Below are 16,000 nucleotides of genomic sequence, written 5' to 3' on the forward strand. Positions count from 1 at the left end.
GTGACATGCGCATCGGGTACGATGTTTATCGCACGCCCTTCGCGTCACGGGCCAGAATATCCCGCTTGGACCTCAGTCGGCGCTTTGCTTCGGCCCGGGAGATGGGGTGTGCATCGTCCCACTCGATAGTGCGGAGCATCATTTCCCGCAGCGTCGGATGGACCGTTTCGAGATAGCCGGGATCGCGCATGAATTTCCATGAGGTCTGGCCGCCCATCGGTTCGTCCGCGGCCTGAAGGTTCATGTGGAGAGTCCGGCGGGGGCCGCCGTTCTCGCAGGAACCTCGGTGCACCGCGTGGTGGTTGAAGAAGAGGACGTCGCCCGCCTCACACGCCACCAGCACCTCTCCCGGCAGTTTCCCGCTGCCCAGACGGTCGATCTCGTCGCGCTCGGCGTCGGTGAGCGGTCTGCGGTGTGAACCGGGCACCACGCGGAAGGCGTCGTCCGCGGTGAGGCAGACGTTGAACTGTACGTGGGTGGGGCGGCCCGTCGCCTCGTAGTACTCGTGCTCGTCGTTGTCCTTGTGCCAATTCAGCTCGTAGTCCACCGCCTTGGGTGACCAGAGCGCGTGCGCGGTCCAGAACCGCAGGCGGGGGCCCAGTACCTCCTGCACAAAGCCCAGCAGGCCCGGATGGGCGAGAGTCTCGGCGAGCCGGTCGTCGTACAGCTCGGGATTCATGATGTTGCTGACGCCCCACACGTCGATGGGGCCCGGCGGGCGCGAGCTGTACCGGACGGCATGGCTCTCGGGACTGGCGAGGACGGTCTCCCTGAGCTCCTCGAGAGCGGCCAGGGCCGGCGCCACCTCGGCGGGGGAGAACAGGCCGGGGATACGGACATAGCCATCCGTCCGAAAGGCCTCCACTTGTGCGTCGGTCATCGGTGCTCCTCTCTGCTGCAGACCAGGACCAGATGGGGGGCGCCCGTGCTCCACGGCTCGCCTTCGAAACCTCCGTACCGCCGGACGACGGTGAACCCGGCGTCCGCCAGGAGCCGCTCGACCTGCTCCGGGTCGAGCGTCCGGCAGTGCTCGGTCACCTGCCCGGCACGTTCGGCACACTCCCGGCGGTGGTCCGTCCCGTCCACCGGTACCTGACCGGCCGGGACCTCATGCGGCGGGACGCCCGCAGGGTTCACCATGTCGAAGGCGAAGACGCCGTCGGCGGTGAGGTGCTCGCGGACCCGTGCGAAGCAGGCCGCGATGTCGCTGTCGGTCAGGAGGTGGCCGACCGAGCCGCCCGGCAGCAGGACGAGGCCGAACCGCCGTCCCAGGGCGAAGTCGCACATGTCGGCTTCGCGCAGGTTCAGGGGAGGTCCGGGCTCCCGCCGCTCTGCCGCACTCGGCGGGGGGGCGGGGACGACGTTGACCCCGGTGACGTCGTCCCCGTCCCTCGCCGAGGGAATGCTGATCCGCCTGTTTCCGGCAACCAGGTGGAGGACGTCGGGGCCGTGCCGGCGGACGAGGTCGCGCCAGAACGACACCTCCTCTGCCCCGGCGCGGGGCCGAGCGTGGGCCTCCTCGCTGCGGAACAGAGCGCCGGTCTTCGCGCGGCTCGGCCGCCGAACACCCTGTGCGTCCAGGAACCAGGCCAGTACCTGGTCGGAGCCGGGTACCCCGAGGACCTGCTTGAGGTATTCCGCGCTCCCGGGCCTGCCGGGGTATCGGTCCGGAAGCCCGACCCGGCGAAAGGGCACGCCGCCCTCCGCCTCCGCGACCGCCTCGGCGACCGCGCTGCCCAGCCCCCCGATGATCGAATGCTCCTCGAAGGTGACGATGGGCCGCCCCTCCGCGACGAGTTCCGTCACCATCTCCGTGTCCAGCGGTTTGATGGACGGCATGCTGACGAGCCGTACGGCGAAGCCATGCCGGCGCCAGTCGTCCACCCAGGCGACCGCCTGCTCCAGCGCGTGACCGGTGGCGATCAGCGTGCCGAGTTCGCCGTCGCGCAGTACCGCGGACCGGCCGAGCCTGATCCGGGTCCCCTCCGGGTGGAGGACAGGCAGCACCGCACTCTCGATCGGGAGGCGGACGTACGCGGGTCCCGGCAGCTCATCGATCTCGGCCAGCAGGTCGAGGAGTTCGGTGCGGTCGCCGGGCGCGACCACGGTCATGTTGGGCAGGGCGCGGAGGATCGCGATGTCCTCGACGGAGATGTGGGCGTTGCCGTACATCGCGCGGCTGTAGCCGGCACTCGTGCCTATCAGCCGCAACCGCGTGTTCGCATGGGCCGCGTCGAGCCGGATCTGATCGAAGGGCCTGTACAGCAGGAAGGTGCTGATGTTCGACAGATAGACGTTCTTGCCGGACTGGGCCAGTCCCGAGCCGATGGACACGGCGTTCTGCTCGGCCATCCCCACGTTGACGAAGCGGTCCGGATACCGCTTCGGGAAGGGATCCGTCTCGGACATGCTGTCCGCGGTGATGTAGTAGAGGTCCTTGTCCACGGCGGCCCGGTCGGTGATGAAACGCCCGAACAGCTTGCTGACGCCTTCGTCCTCCGGGGCCCCGGCCGCCGGGCGGGTCGGCTTCGACGACTCCGCGGCGGGCATCACAGGGGCGGTCACCGCAGCTCCCGCAGAGCCTGCGCGAGTTCGCGCCTGGTGATCCTTCGGCCGTGCCAGGACACGTCGTTCTCCATGAAGGTCAGTCCCCTTCCCTTGACCGTGTGGGCGACTACGCAGCGGGGGCCGGTCTTGGGCCGCAGCAGGACGTCCGCAAGCGCGTCGCAGTCGTGTCCGTCGACATCGTCGGCGTCCCAGCCGAAGGCGGCGAAACGCCCGGAAGTGCCGGACCGCGGCATCAGCGCCTCGGACGACGAGAACGCCTGGAAGCCGTTGTGATCGACGATCAGTGTGAGATTGTCCAGTCCCAGTGCGGGGGCCAGCGTCGCTGCCTCCCATACCTGGCCCTCCTGGCACTCACCGTCACCAGCCAGGACGTACACCTGGTAGGGGAGGTCCACCGACTGCGCCGCCAGCGCCATTCCTATGCCCAGAGAGAGGCTGCGTCCCATGGACGTGGTGGAAGCCTCGACGCCCGGCAGCAGCTCCGAGCGTTCGGTGACCGGGAACAGACCCCCGTCGGTCTTGTAGGCCGCCAGGCGCTCGGAGGGGAAGAACCCGCGGTCGGCCAGGACCGTGTAGAGAAGGGCGGACGCGGTGCCCTTACAGACGAACCGGTCCCGGCCGTCCCAGTCGGGCCGTTCGGGGTCGACGTTCAGCACCCTCGTGTAGAGGGTGTGCACGATCTCCACCGCCGAGAGGTTCCCGCCGATGTGGGCACTTTCGGCCTGCGCGATCATCTTGATCATCGAGCGCCGGATGTCCTGTGGAGTGGTCACACCACTGCTTCCTTTCTGCGCGGTTCGGGTCCGATGCGGGTGGGACGTGAACCCCCGGCCGGCACCGCCCGTCGGGACGGCCTGGTGCCCTGTCCGAACACCACGCGAGGCGCCATGGACCGGCGAGGTGTCCTCTCGCCGCGGTTGGGTGGCGGGATTCGGGGACAGGTCATGGGATCAGGTCGATCGGCTCGGCGGGGACACCGTCGGTGAGCAGCTCGACGAGCCTCGGGTACAGGCCGTCGGGGACCAACCGGTCCGCCGTCGAGCCGAGTTCGTCCAGCGACCACCAGCGGTGCCCGACGATGGAGGCGCGCTCGTTCTCGGTGAAGCCGTCGGTGCTGATGTCGAAGGAGGGGACGCGGGCCAGGTAGTAGCGTTCGTGGAAGAGGTAGGTGACGCCCCCCATGGACCCGATCTTGCGGCGCCGCCACACCTCCGTCCTCGGGACGAGTCCGGTCAGCCCGGTCTCCTCCGCGACCTCGCGTTCTCCGGCCTGCTCGTAGGTCTCACCGTCCTCCACACCCCCGCCGGCCGGGTACCAGAACGTGTGCCCGTCGCTCTCGTCCTGGCTGGAGAAGAGCAGCAGGCGGTCAGCTTCGTCGAGCAGCAGCACCCGCACCGTGGGCCGTAGGACGAGCTCTGCCTCCTCTGGTTCGGCATGTGCGTCATGTGCCGTTCTCTCGTGCACTTTCGAGTTCCTTTCCTTCGGAGTCCTGACGATCACGTCCCGCGGGACATGCCCAGGAACGTGGGGCGCCGTCCTCAGGAACGTCCGGGCCACGGGTCCTGATCCGGGGGGTGAGCGCTCTCCGACGTCGGTCTGCGGTGAGCCCCCGAACACGGCGTGGCGGCGAATCGACCGGAGACGACGGCCCCTGACAAACAGGCCGCACGGTCGGGGTCGAAGTCGGACAGGAAGTCCGCGAGGGGTTCGTCGAGGCAGACGTGAGCACTGCGGGCGGAGGTCTCGTCCGCCCCCTCCACCGCCACCCCCAGCCGGCACGAGGCCAGCAGGCAGGCGTCGTTGAACGCATCACCGAAGGCAGCCACCGCGTCCAGACCGGGGTGCCCCGGCCGGCCCGCGAGATGGGCCGCGAGTCCGGTCGCCTTGCAGGTCCCGCGAGGACGGACCTGCAAGGCGGCGAACGGGCCGATGCGGTCGGTGTCGTGCTGCTCCGCGAGCGGGCGGGCGAGGTCCTCAGGTGCGTCGAACACCGTGATCGCCGTCACCTGCCCGGGTGCGTGGGACGGCTCGACGTCCACCATGACGACGGAACGGGCCAGCGCGTACATGCGCGTGTACAGCAGGGCCGCGCGCCGGGACGAGGCGACGAGTTCGCCGCCGACCTCGGCCACGAGGTCACGCGCGCCGGTGGAGAGAAGGGCGCGCACCGTGCCCGCCGGCAACCACCGCAGTGCCGTGACCCGACCTGTCGACCGCCGGAACACCACGGCGCCGTCGCCCAGCAGCACCTCGTCCTCAAGCAAGGACGACGGAAGTCCGGCCAGCGCGAGCTCGCGGAAGGAGCGGACCGCCCGGCCGCTGACCACCAGCGGTGCAAGGCCGCTCGCGGTGAGTTCGGCGAGGCGGTCGGACAGCCGTGGCCGTAACCGGCCGCGCGCGTCGAGCAGCGTGCCGTCGAGATCGAATGCCGCGAAGCGCACGGCGGGTGGTGACTCGGCTGCGGCGACGACCATGCGAGCGGCTCAGACGATCCGGTACCAGCGCAGGACGCGCGTCGCACCGTAGCTGGCCGGCACCGGTCGTCCGGTCGACGGCGAGATGCTGGTGGTCCGGGCCACCCGTACCGGCTTGCGCCGGTCGGTGAGCAGCCGGTGGCCACCCAGCGCCCTGTCCAGCAAGGCGACGCCGTCCTCGACGCCGACGAGTAGCCGGCCCGGTGGGCGTTCGCCGGTGGAGTACGTGATGTCGCACAGGAGAGTGACCAACACCGAGCCACCCACTCGAGTCCGGCTGCCGAGCTGAGCGAGCGTCTCCGCGATGCGCTCGGGGTCGGCGCTGCTGTGGTGGACCGAGTCGAAGCAGATGACGGCGTCGAGCGTGGCCGGCGGCAGCTCGCGCAGCCAGGCGAACGCGTCCCCCTGTATGACCTCGCAGTCGAGCTGCTCCTCGTCGATCGCGCCCCGGAGCGCGGCGACGGCGTGGGTGCTGTGGTCGACCGCGGTCACGCGCAGGCTCTGGCGCGCGGCGTGTAGGGCGTGTCGGCCTGCGCCGCATCCCAGGTCCGCCAGGTGGGGCCGCCGTCCGTGAGCCGAGGGAGTCAGCGCGTCGATCAGCGCGCGCGCCGTGTCGGAGGGCGGACGGATTCCCTCCTGAGCCCAGATGTCCCGGTACACCAGGCGGTCGCGGGCTGTCTGGCTCGCCTCGTTCGGCCGGACGTCGGGCTTCGATGATGCAGTGGACGGGGTGGGAATCAGCCGGGGTGTTTCCATGGAAGTCCCTCGCATTATTGGCTGAAAAGGCTTTGACGGTCTGTGTAACTTCTGAGGAAGGGCCCGTGGTCTTCGACCTTGAGTGACAGGGTGAGGACATCGCAGCGGACGGCTTGCGGATGAATTGCGGTGCGGTCGATTGTAGTGGGCGATGCGGAGCGGTACGCGCCGCAGGGCGTCACGAGATTTCGTTACTTTTATACCCAGCACCCCCGTGACAGGCTGCACGCCATAAGAAGCAGGGTGTTGTCCGGTAACCGCCTGGCCGGACGTGCCCGGAGACCGGGGCTGTTCATCACGCCGCTCGGACAAGGTACTTGGGAGTGAAGAATGCGAGGACTTGCGGGAAAGACCGTCATTGTGACCGGCGGCGCGCAGGGAATTGGGCGTGCGGTGGTCGACAGGGTCGTTCAAGAGGGCGGGAAGGTGGTGATCGCCGACTCCCATGCGGAATTCGGAAAGTCGGCCGTTCAGGAGGTCGACGAGTCAGCGGGCCGACCTGCCGCTCTCTTTGTCCCCACCGACGTGTCCGACGAGGAGTCCGTCCGGGGCATGATCGAAAAGGCTGTCCAGCATTTCGGCGGCGTCGACCAGCTGGTGAACTGTGCCGCGGTGTTCATCATGCGCGGCCTGGAGGCCACGGTCGAGGAGTGGCGCCGGATCATGGACGTCAACATCATGGGCCAGGCGCTGTGCGTGAAGCACGCCGCACCGCACATGCGAGCGCGTGGCGCGGGGTCCGTGGTCAACATCGCCTCGATATCCGGGCACATCGCGCAGCCTGGATACCTGACGTACAACGCGACCAAGGCGGCGGTGGCCAACATGACCCGCTGCATGGCGATGGATCTGGCGTCCGACGGCATCCGCGTCAACGCGGTCAATCCCGGCACGGTCTGGAACAAGAACAACGAACGCTTTCACCGCGAGCAACTCGGGATGGATCGCGCTCAGGCGGACGCGGACCCTGAGATCGGTGGCCGGCACATGCTGGGTCGCACAGCGGACCCCGAGGAGATCGCGTCCGCTGTCGCCTTCCTGCTCTCGGACGAGGCCAGTTACATCACCGGCGAGAACCTGATGGTCGACGCCGGCTACACGGCGATGTGAGGTGAGCGCGTTGATCTTCGACCTGCACACCCATCACCGTCGTTGCGGCCACGCCCGCGGGGAACTGCGGGACTACGTGGAGGCGGCGCTGGCGGCCGGCCTGGACACACTGGGGTTCTCCGACCACTCGCCCTTCTTCGCGGAGGACGCGGACCACCACAAGCCATGGGTGGCCATGGCCAGGTCGGAGTTCGGAGCGTACCTGGCGGAAGCAGCCCGGCTGCGCGAGGAGTACCGCGGCCGCATCCGGCTGCTCATCGGGGTGGAATCGGATTTCTTCCCGCAACACGCGCGCATCTACGCAGAGACATACGCGGACCTCCAGTTGGACCACGTCATCGGCTCGGTGCACGTCGTGGGGGAAACGGACATCTTCCACCAGGACCGATGGGCCGGGGCAACCGAGGAATTCTTGCTCGCGGAGAAGGAGCGGTACTGCGACCTCGTCGCGGCCTCCGCCCGGTCGGGGATGTTCGACATCCTCGGCCACATCGACGCCCTGCGGGGCAATTACCCGCGGCTGGACGACGTGGCGACGTCAGCCGAGGATCGCATGGTCGAGGCCATCGCCGAATCCGGTGTCGTGGTGGAGGTCAACACCTCGGGAAGCACCAAGCGGTGCGGCGGCTGGTATCCCAGTGACCGTCTGCTCAGGCGGCTGCGGGAGCACGACATACCGCTGACCTTCGGTTCTGACGCCCACGATCCCGAACGCGTCGGGGAGCAGTTCCACGAGGTCCGCCGCCACCTGCGGGAACTCGGCTATCGAGAGTGGTACGTCGTCGAGCGCCGGGAACCCCACCCGGTCCCCCTGTGAGCGGGCCCGGAACGACCACGGGCACGACGGGCGGACCGGCAGCACCCGGGCGGAAAACCCCGTAACCGCCAGGGAACACCGGCGGAAATCCAAAGAACTCTGCTTTCGCACTCATCGTGAGGTGTCTGATGACCAAACGCAACGTCAGGGTCGCGCTCGCCGGCGTCGGCTCGTGCGCGTCGAGCTTCGTCCAGGCGGTGGCCGCGTCCTCCCACTCCTCCGACGAGGGGCAGCCGGGCGTGATGTACGACCGGATCGGGGGCTACCACCTGTCCGACCTGACGTTCGTGGCGGCCTTCGAGGCGGACGCGAACAAGATCGGACGGGACCTCGCCGACGCCCTGCGCCAGCGGCCCACCGTGGCCGTCCAGCACGTCCAGGTGGCCGACACCGGCGTGCTGGTCCTTCCGGGTCCGGCACTGGACGGCATCGCCGGACGGCTGGCGGACGTGATCGAGGTCGCGCCTGCCGCGCAGGCGGCCACGGTCGAGGACGTGACCGCCGAGCTGCGCAGGACGGCCACCGACGTGCTGGTGTGCTTCCTGCCGACGGGGGCCACCGACGCGGTGCAGGCCTATGCGCGGGCGTGCGCCGCGGCCGGTACGGCGTTCGTCAACGCCACGCCGGAAGCGGTCACCAATGATGCCGACCTCGCCGCCCTCTTCGAGGCCAACGGGACCCCCGTGCTCGGCGACGACCTGCGCAGCCACTTCGGGGCGACCACCCTGCACACCGCGCTGCTCGACCTGCTCATCGGCCGCGGACTCACGGTCAAGGACACCTATCAACTCAACGTTGGCGGCAACACGGACTTCCTCAACCTCTCGGACCCCACGCGGTCGGCCAGCAAGCAGGTCTCGAAGCGCCGCGCCCTCACCAACGCGGGGATCGACGCGACCGACGTGGCCGCCGGACCCAATGGCTATGTGAAGCACCTCGGCGACCGCAAGGTGTGCTTCCTGCGCATCGAGGCCGAGAACATCATCGGCGCGCCCGTCGCCATGGAGGTGCGGCTGGAGGTCGAGGACAGCCCGAACGCGGCGGCCGTGGTCGCCAGCGCCGTCCGCGTGGCGAAGGCCGCGGCCGACAGGGGTCTCGCCGGTGTGGTGGACCCGGTCTGCGCCTTCCTCTTCAAGAGCCCCCGCGAGGGCATGTCGGAGCCGCAGGCGCTCGCAGGCTTCCGCGCGTTCGTCAGCGCCGTGGGGACGGAGTCCGGCGACGTCCGAGAGCCACTGCCCTTCACCGCTTCGTTCGACAACCACTCTCTCGTGAGGACTGCCTGACATGGACCGGAAGATCGTGCAGGACATCATCCGCACCGAGCTGGAGCGGCTGCTGGGCACCGCTGTCACGTTCGGCGACGACGAACCGCTCGTCGATCACGGGCTCGATTCGCTCCTCAGCGTGGAATTCACCCTCAACCTGGAGGACGCCTTCGCCATAGCCTTCGAGGACGACGAGCTGTCGTTCGAGAACTTTGCCTCCCTGGCGGTCGTCACCGACCTCGTCCAGGCGAAGGTCTCGGCGTGACTGCCGAGGTCTCGGCCGGGCATCCGCCCGTCTCCGCCCCGGTGTCCGACGCGGCCCGGCCGGCGGGCGGGACCGGCTGGCAGCCCTGCGCCTCCGGCGATCCCGGCCCGTTGGCCCTCCTCGCCGGTTGGGGCCTTCGTGCCTCTCACTCCGAGCGGCTGTGGCGCGAAAGCATGAACGACCTTTGGCGCATGCACACCGACCAGGGTGTCTTCGTCCTCAAGGCGCTGGGCCAGCCCGCCACAGCCGCATGGCTCGACTTCCAGGTGGCAGCCGGTGAACTGGCCGCCGGGGCCGGACTCCCCGTCCCGCTGCCGGTGCCGACCCACGACGGCGCCCGGATGATGCACCGTCACGGCCGGCAGTGGCAGCTGCGCCCCTACCTGGAGGGACGGCCGTTCGCCGCGGACCTGCCCGGCCACATGGAGCAGACCACACGGGCGCTGGGCACGCTGCACCGGCTGCCGGTGACGGCTTTCGAAGACGCACCGACGTGTCCGGGTGACGAGACCACGTTCTGGCTCACCGCCGAGGAAAAGCACTGGGACGACCTCGACCGTGTGCTCGCGGACGTGCTCACGTCGCCGGAGCGGGCGGACGCCCTGTCCACCTGGCGCGCCGTCCACCGACGGGCTCTCGCCGAGCTGGACGGTGCCGGGTACGACACCCTGCCCACCGTTCTCACCCACGGTGAGATCGCCGGCTCCAATCTGCTCTTCGACGAGGCGGGCGCACTGTGCGCGCTCCTGGACTGGGACGGCGTCCAGCTGCGACCCCGTGCGTACGACCTGGCCAAGGCGGCACTGTTCCTCGGCCGTGTGACGCGCGGAAGCCTGGACATCGACGCGGATCGCGCCGCCACCGTGGTGGCGGACATCGTCGGCGGGCAGCCGCTGGAGGACCGTGAGGCCGCGGTGCTCACCCCTCTCCTGGAGCTGTACTTCGTGCCCACCCCCGAACGACTCCGCCGCATGGCGCACACCGCCCCCCAGCACCTCGACTGGTACGTCCACTGGACGGTCGGCGGCGCCCGCCGCGCCCGCCGTCTGCTCGCACCGGTGGTCCCGCGCCTGGCAAGGGCGAGCGGGCCATGACCGCCGTTCGCAGCCCGTGCCGGGACGGCCACGAGCGGACGGCGGTCCGCCTTTCCGTCCCCGGCGCGAGGGTGGACCTGACGGGATCCGCGCGCCTCGTCAGCGACACGGCGACCCGACTGGCACCGTTCGTCACCTCATCGGGCATACCGGACCAGCCGGGAGACACATGGTCGATCCACCACACAACGGACGGACGAGCCGACACAGCCGGGCTCGAACGCGTGACGATCGCCACCCCGACAGAGCCCACGGCCACACTCGGAGTGGACCACGACAGGCGCCGCCTGGTCCTCGACCCCTCGTCCGCCCCCGAGTTCGCCGCACACCTCGCCGCTCGGTACGTGAGAATCCTGCTGCGCCTGCAGCGGGCGATGCGGCCCGGGGAGCTCTTCCTGCACGCCGCGATGGTGGCGAGTCCACCGGGCGTCGGCGACGCCGGCCGAGGCATCGCCGTGATCGGGCCCAAGCGCGCGGGGAAGACCTCCACCGTCATGGCGGCGATGCTCGCCGGTGCCGCCTTCGTCGGCAATGACGACCTCAGTGTCTCCCGTTCCGGGGCCGGATGGACCGGGCACGGCTGGCCGAGGTCGGTCTCCGTGAGGTCCGACACCTTCACCGCTCTGGGGGTCCAGCTGCCCTCGTGGTCCGCCCATCCGGCCCGCACGGCAGGCCCGCAGGAGCAGGCCGGGGAAGCGCACCCGGTCATGCTGCTGCCCTCCGAGCTGGCGAGTCTGCTGGGATCGTCCGCTGTACGCCCGTCGGCAGCGCTCACCGGGCTGGTGTTCCCACGGTTCACCCCCGAGGCAGGTGACACCGCACTGCGAGAGCTGACACCCGCCCGGACGGCGGAGCGCCTGCGGCAGGAGCGGCCCGTCCAGGTGGTCAAGCAGGCCGATTTCCTGCTGCCTCACTTCCCGCGCCCTCCGCTCGCTGACGCGGAGGAGGCATGGCGGGCCATCGCCGCCGACGTTCCGGGATTCGAGCTGGTCCAGTCCTTCGCCGACCTGCCCACCGGAGCCCGGCACCTGAGAAGCATCTGGAGCTGAGGGCCGCTCCGTCCCCGACCCGTGACACAGCCCTCGTCCAGTCCGCGAGCCCCTTCTCCACGCACCGCGTGCAGAACGCCGCGGCTGAGAGCACTCCGTCAGCGATCCGTCCCCCGATCCCGAACAAGGCCGTCCGGCCCGCCCGAATGAGGAGCAGCCATGTCCGCAGCCACCACTCCGCACAGCGTCTCGGTCTACGCCGACCACGCCCAACAGATCGAGGAACTGCCCTACGAACTGGTGGAGCGCAAGGGCGTCGGGCACCCCGACACGATGTGCGACGCCATCGCGGAGCGCGCCTCCCAGCTCTACTCCCAGTACTGCCTCGAGCACTTCGGCCGGGTGGCGCACCACTGGTTCGACAAGGTGATGATCTTCGGCGGAGAAGCCCACCTGGAATACGGCCGGGGCGAGCTGACCAACCCTTACACCGTGCTCTTCGCCGGCAAGGGCGCCTACCAGTGCGGTGACCGGCCCATCCCCCTGGAACAGATCCTGCGTCAGGCAGCCGCCGAGGTCCTCGACGCGGTGAGCACCGGCTTCGACGCCGACCGCCACCTCGTCATCGAATGCCGGATCGTGGACCACCAGGGTGCGGGGCGCCGCAACTCCCGCTACCGCCCGGAGTCCGCGGACGACCTGATCGCCATCGGAGACCCCGGCCTGGTGTCCAACGACACCAACCTCCTGCACGCGTACGCGCCCTTCAGCCGCTTGGAACAGGCGGTGCTGGACGTGGAGCGATTCATCAACGGGGCCGATTTCAAGAGCCGCAACGCGGACACAGGCTGGGACGTCAAGGTGTTCGGCAGCCGCAGCGGCGGGTCGTTCAACTTCGTTGTGAACATGCCGTTCCTGGCAAGCCGGATCACGTCCTTCGCCCACTACCTGGAGCGCAAGGAGGCCTGCCGGGCCGAGATTCTCACCCTGCTCACCGAGAGCGTGGGCGTCGCGCCGACGCTCATGGTCAACCCCACGGACCGCAACGGCCTGCCCTACCTCACCGCACTGGGTTCGGTCGCGGACACCGGCGACGTCGGCGCGGTCGGCCGGGGCAACCGGGTGACAGGGCTGATCACACCGATGCGCTCGATGAGCATCGAGGCACCGGCCGGCAAGAACCCGCTCGACCACACCGGCAAGCTGTACGGCGTCCTGGCGAGGCAGCTCGCAGTCCGGCTGCACGATCTGCTCGGCAAGCCGGTCGAGACGCACATCTTCACCTCCAAGGAAGCCCCGCTGAACCGGCCCGACGAGGTGGTGGTCCGGGTGCACGGACTGTCGCAGGACCCGGCCGAGGAGGACCTTGTCCGCAAGACCGTGGACGACACGCTGGGCAGCACCGACGAGCTGACCCGCGAGATCATCGTCACCGGGGTGACGATGTGGTAACAGCGCACCGTTCGCTCGTCGCCGACCTTCTCGCGGCGGTCGACGCGATCACCACGGACCGCGCAGCCGCCGCGGGTTCTGCCTGGGTCCGCCGCTACACTCCACCGGACCCGGACGACGGCGGCCAGTTCCTGCTGATGCTGAAACCGGAACTGCTCTCGGAAGCGTTCGCAGACGCCTCGGACGGCGACGGCGGACTGTTGGGCCGGGTGCTGGACCGGCTGACAACCGGCAGGCTGCGGCTGGGCGCCGTCCGGGTGGTCGGTGCGGCCGAACTCACCGCACGGCGCGTGGTGGAGCACCACTACGCCGTACTCAACCGCGTCTCCACCCACGGGCTCGACGCCCTGCCGCCCAACGCCCGGCACCGGCTCGCCGAGCGGTACGCGCAGGACATCTCGTCCCCGGATGCCGTACACGCCCGAATTCTCGGCGGCCATCAACTGCTCGCGCGGCGCCCCGACCTGACGGCGACGGCCCTGGACGCGTTCGCCCGCAATCTGCCGGTGGCCAAGGCCGCGGCCGGGGTCTACGCGACGGAACTCCTGCTCGACGGGGAAAGGCTCGTGGTGCTCAACGCCTTCCACCCCCTCCAGTTGGCCCACTTTCAGCAGCCCGGCGGTGCGGTCGCCTTCCTGACCTGCACGACGCACCGGCCCACCGGACTGGTGCGACGCGAAGTGATCGGCGCGACCGACCCGGCCGAGGCGCAGCCCGGCTCGGTCAAGCACATGCTCTACCAGGACCGTTCCACCTTCAGCGAATGGAGGGTCTGCACGCGGCTCAACGGTGTCCACCTGTCCCCCGGACCGGTCGAAGCGATGTTCACCGTCCAGAGGTACTTCACCGACGACTGGTCGCCGATGCCCCTCGCGGACACGGCGTTGGGCAGGAGACTGCTGGCCGCCGGGGCGGACGAGCACGGGTTGTCGGCGCTCGCCGACAACCCGGTGGTGGAGTACGGCGGCGGAGGGCACCTCTTCGACGTCACCGAGGACCTGACCGTGGAGGAGAGCGAGCACATACTGCTGCGCCTGCTGGAGTCCCCGCCGACCGGCCGGCCGCACGGGGACACGGGGACCGCGGCGTGACCCCCGACCCGGAGGGCCTGGACCTCCCCGGCCCGATGCCGGTGCCGCAACGAATCTGGCTGCTCGGGCCGCCCGGTGCGGGCAAGACCACCCTGGGCCGGCGGCTCGCCGAGCGGCTCGCCTGCCCCCACCACGAGCTGGACGCGTACTTCTGGCACCACGGGTGGACCCGCGCCGACAGCGACCGGTTCCGCGCCGCGGCGACCGAACTGGCAGCGGGAGAGACGTGGATAGTCGACGGGCAGTACCACGATGCGCACCCGGCGCTGGCCTCGCGTGCCGACACCGTCATCTGGCTGGACGTCCCACTCGGTGTGGCCCTGCGGCGAGTGGCACGCCGTACGCTGCGCCGTCTGGTCACCCGCTCGGGTCTGTGGAACGGCAACCGGGAGACCCTCGGCAGTGCCCTGGGGCTGCTGGTGTGGACCGTGCGCAGCCACCGGGACGTCACCGCCGTCAACCAGTCGCTGCTGGCCCGCCTCGCCGCCCGCGGGGCGCGCACGGTCCGCACTCACTCGGCGGAAGCCGCGCTCACCGAGTTGCTCGGCACGCACCCGGTCCGTCCCGCAGCACCTGGGGCGGCCGGGGAGACCCTGGCATCCCCTCCTTCCGAACCGCCGGCTCCGGACGGGACCGGCCCCCTCCCACCCGCTAGGAGACCGTGATGCCGCCCTTGCCCACCACCACATTGGCGCTGCTCGGCGGCACCCCCACGACAAGCAGACTGCCGCACCCGCAGCCGAGGCCGCCCGCGGAGGAGGACCTGGCCCTCGTCACGGCGATGCTCCGCCGGGGCGAAGGCGCCTATGTCGGCGACGAGGGTCAGGTGCGCGAGCTGGAAAACGACTTCCGACAGCTGGTCGGAGCACCGCACGCGCTCGCCGTCAATTCCGGTACGTCAGCGCTGTACTCGGCGTTCTTCGGGATCGGCCTCGCACCTGGCGACGAGGTACTCGCACCCACCTACACCTTCCTCGCCACCGTGATGCCATTGTTCGCCGTGAACGCCGTGCCCGTTCTCGTCGACGTCGACGAGTGGACGGGGAACCTCGATCCGGCCGACCTGGAACGCCAACTCACCACCCGGACCAGGGCCGTCGTCGTCACCCATCTCAACGGCGTGCCCGCCGACATGCCGGCGGTGACGGAGTTCGCTCGGCGGCACGGACTCGCTGTCGTCGAGGACTGCTCGCAGGCGCATGGTGCGGTCTGCGCCGGGGCGCACGTGGGCTCCTTCGGTGACGCAGCCGCGTTCAGCCTGCAGGCGAAGAAGACGGTCAGCGCCGGAACGGGTGGCATTCTGCTCACCGGCGACCAGCGCGTGTACGAACGGGCCGTGATGCTGGGGCACTTCCTGGATCGCGCCGAACAAGCCGTGACGAGTGACGAGTACGCCCGATTCGCGAGCACAGGGTTCGGCCACAATCTGCGTATGCATCCGGTCGGCGCGGCCCTGGCCCGAGGCTCCCTGCGGGCACTCCCCGAGACACTGCGCGACCGCAAGGCGAACCACGACCTCCTGGACAGGCTGCTGACCGACATCCCTGGTCTCCGTCCGCCGGTCCGCGAGCCCTACATGGACGAGCTCGGCCACTACAGCTACCAACCGCTGTACGTTCCGGAAGAACTGGACGGTCTGCCCGCCGAATTGTTCGTGCGCGCGGCGGTCGCGGAGGGGGTGCCGCTGTCGAGGCCGCGCTCGGCGCCACTGCACTGCCAGCCCGTTTTCACTGACCCCAGCTGGCATTCCGAGACCTTCGCGCCGCACGTCGGTGCGGACAGCGGCTACCGGCACTACCGAGCGGAGGAGTTCCCCGGCTCGCTGCGCTACGTGGAGCGCGCCCTGCGTCTGCCGGTGTACTCGACCGACATCCGCAGCCACGTGCGACTCTGGGCCGAGGGGCTGGCCAAGGTGGCCTCGCAGGCTCATGTGCTCCGGGCATACGAGTCGCGCTGAGCACCCGGTCCGGAAGATCTGAACAGCACTGAAGCAGCGGGGTCATGACGTAGCCCGACGCACTCACGGCCCATGGTCGGCTGGGCCGTGTCACTGGTGGGCGCCGGTCCGACCTGGCGGCAACGGTGATATCCCAGCGATTTCGCGGATCGCCAGGCATGT

Annotated in this window: 16 protein-coding genes; 10 read left to right on the forward strand and 6 right to left on the reverse strand. The window is 69.7% G+C overall.

The genetic code is table 11. The features are described from left to right. Window positions 1–25: 25 nt before the first annotated feature. The 6 genes from ACIO5E_RS33205 to ACIO5E_RS33230 all read right to left on the reverse strand — a co-directional run bounded on the left by ACIO5E_RS33205 (window position 26) and on the right by ACIO5E_RS33230 (window position 6,245). Complete coding sequence (locus ACIO5E_RS33205; RefSeq protein ID WP_400675133.1) at window positions 26–880, reverse strand: phytanoyl-CoA dioxygenase family protein; 855 nt, start codon at window positions 878–880, stop codon at window positions 26–28. Further along, on the reverse strand, window positions 877–2,565 hold the full coding sequence (locus ACIO5E_RS33210) for a transketolase C-terminal domain-containing protein (RefSeq protein WP_400675135.1): 1,689 nt from the start codon (window positions 2,563–2,565) through the stop codon (window positions 877–879). Before ACIO5E_RS33210 ends, ACIO5E_RS33205 begins: the two co-directional genes overlap by 4 nt. Further along, the gene (locus ACIO5E_RS33215) at window positions 2,562–3,341 is read right to left on the reverse strand and encodes a transketolase (RefSeq protein WP_400675137.1); all 780 of its coding nucleotides are present in this window, start codon (window positions 3,339–3,341) and stop codon (window positions 2,562–2,564) included. The genes ACIO5E_RS33210 and ACIO5E_RS33215 overlap by 4 nt, the downstream gene beginning before the upstream one ends. Window positions 3,342–3,510: 169 nt before the next feature. Beyond that, window positions 3,511–4,032 carry an NUDIX hydrolase gene (locus ACIO5E_RS33220; RefSeq protein ID WP_400675139.1) on the reverse strand — a complete coding sequence of 174 codons (522 nt, stop codon included), beginning with the start codon at window positions 4,030–4,032 and terminating at the stop codon, window positions 3,511–3,513. A gap of 74 nt (window positions 4,033–4,106) precedes the next feature. Beyond that, complete coding sequence (locus ACIO5E_RS33225) at window positions 4,107–5,042, reverse strand: HAD family hydrolase (protein ID WP_400675141.1); 936 nt, start codon at window positions 5,040–5,042, stop codon at window positions 4,107–4,109. Window positions 5,043–5,051: 9 nt separating this feature from the next. After that, window positions 5,052–6,245 carry a class I SAM-dependent methyltransferase gene (locus tag ACIO5E_RS33230; RefSeq protein ID WP_400675143.1) on the reverse strand — a complete coding sequence of 398 codons (1,194 nt, stop codon included), beginning with the start codon at window positions 6,243–6,245 and terminating at the stop codon, window positions 5,052–5,054. Here ACIO5E_RS33230 and ACIO5E_RS33235 point away from each other — a divergent pair. The 10 genes from ACIO5E_RS33235 to ACIO5E_RS33280 all read left to right on the forward strand — a co-directional run bounded on the left by ACIO5E_RS33235 (window position 6,129) and on the right by ACIO5E_RS33280 (window position 15,838). Further along, window positions 6,129–6,908, forward strand: coding sequence for an SDR family NAD(P)-dependent oxidoreductase (locus ACIO5E_RS33235; protein WP_400675144.1), 780 nt, complete (start codon window positions 6,129–6,131; stop codon window positions 6,906–6,908). The two genes, ACIO5E_RS33230 and ACIO5E_RS33235, sit on opposite strands and share 117 nt — an antisense overlap. Before the next feature lie 10 nt (window positions 6,909–6,918). Then, complete coding sequence (locus ACIO5E_RS33240; RefSeq protein WP_400675146.1) at window positions 6,919–7,725, forward strand: histidinol-phosphatase; 807 nt, start codon at window positions 6,919–6,921, stop codon at window positions 7,723–7,725. A 128-nt stretch (window positions 7,726–7,853) separates the two neighbouring features. Further along, window positions 7,854–9,008 (forward strand): inositol-3-phosphate synthase, encoded by a 1,155-nt coding sequence (locus ACIO5E_RS33245; protein ID WP_400675149.1) that lies wholly within the window; start codon window positions 7,854–7,856, stop codon window positions 9,006–9,008. 1 nt (window position 9,009) lies between these two features. Further along, window positions 9,010–9,255, forward strand: a complete 246-nt coding sequence (locus ACIO5E_RS33250; RefSeq protein WP_400675150.1) for a phosphopantetheine-binding protein — start codon at window positions 9,010–9,012, stop codon at window positions 9,253–9,255. Between the two features lie 173 nt (window positions 9,256–9,428). Next, entirely contained in the window at window positions 9,429–10,349 is a 921-nt protein-coding gene (locus tag ACIO5E_RS33255; protein WP_400675153.1) for a phosphotransferase, read from the forward strand. A gap of 266 nt (window positions 10,350–10,615) precedes the next feature. Beyond that, a complete protein-coding gene (locus tag ACIO5E_RS33260; protein ID WP_400675155.1) occupies window positions 10,616–11,398 on the forward strand; it encodes a hypothetical protein in 783 nt (260 codons plus the stop codon). A 159-nt stretch (window positions 11,399–11,557) separates the two neighbouring features. Then, entirely contained in the window at window positions 11,558–12,790 is a 1,233-nt protein-coding gene (locus ACIO5E_RS33265) for a methionine adenosyltransferase (protein WP_400675158.1), read from the forward strand. Further along, complete coding sequence (locus ACIO5E_RS33270) at window positions 12,784–13,881, forward strand: hypothetical protein (protein ID WP_400675160.1); 1,098 nt, start codon at window positions 12,784–12,786, stop codon at window positions 13,879–13,881. The genes ACIO5E_RS33265 and ACIO5E_RS33270 overlap by 7 nt, the downstream gene beginning before the upstream one ends. Continuing rightward, entirely contained in the window at window positions 13,878–14,546 is a 669-nt protein-coding gene (locus tag ACIO5E_RS33275; protein ID WP_400675163.1) for an AAA family ATPase, read from the forward strand. The genes ACIO5E_RS33270 and ACIO5E_RS33275 overlap by 4 nt, the downstream gene beginning before the upstream one ends. 8 nt (window positions 14,547–14,554) lie before the next feature. Next, the gene (locus ACIO5E_RS33280; protein WP_400675166.1) at window positions 14,555–15,838 is read left to right on the forward strand and encodes a DegT/DnrJ/EryC1/StrS family aminotransferase; all 1,284 of its coding nucleotides are present in this window, start codon (window positions 14,555–14,557) and stop codon (window positions 15,836–15,838) included. Window positions 15,839–16,000: the final 162 nt, after the last annotated feature.

This window comes from Kitasatospora sp. NPDC087314 (assembly GCF_044744365.1).
GTDB lineage: Bacteria > Actinomycetota > Actinomycetes > Streptomycetales > Streptomycetaceae > Kitasatospora.